The 436-nt window shown below is 62.8% G+C and carries 2 pseudogenes; both read right to left on the minus strand.

Annotated features, from left to right (window positions below):
- Positions 1-358: pseudogene (locus EN964_RS37105) on the minus strand (hypothetical protein); the annotation flags it as partial.
- Positions 355-436 (minus strand): annotated as a pseudogene (locus tag EN964_RS39320) (DUF3572 domain-containing protein); the annotation flags it as partial. The pseudogenes EN964_RS37105 and EN964_RS39320, both read right to left, overlap by 4 nt.

The following is a 436-nucleotide window of genomic DNA, read 5'->3' on the forward strand; positions in this document are numbered from 1 at the left end:
CGGCACGGTGTTTGTGCGGCATGGCCGTCAGCAAGATGATTTCCGCGCGATCGCCAAGCCCTGCCAGGGCTTCTGACGCGCCGTCAGTAATGTTTTGCCAATCGGCTTGCGCGTCAAAGAAATCGGCCAGCAGTGCCGTGACTTCGGGCTGTTCGATCAGGCGGCCGCTGGCGGTCTCTGCGATGTTGCCGGTCAGCCGGAACGAGGCCAGCGTCAGGCCATAGCCGCGCGCCTTGAGGAAATTCGGAAACGGTCGGATGAATTCGAGCACGACATCGTCGACATCGAGGACAAGCAAGGGTCGGTCGTCGGCTGCCAGTTCTTCGATCTGGCGCGCGGTTTCCGGATCATCGCTCATATGGAATGCTCGTGGTTGTCGTCGCCCAGCGGCAGCGACCGCAAGGCTTTGCCGACAGCCGCCGGCGGGGTGCCGGTT

Source organism: Mesorhizobium sp. M7A.F.Ca.CA.001.10.2.1 (assembly GCF_003998575.1).
GTDB lineage: Bacteria > Pseudomonadota > Alphaproteobacteria > Rhizobiales > Rhizobiaceae > Mesorhizobium.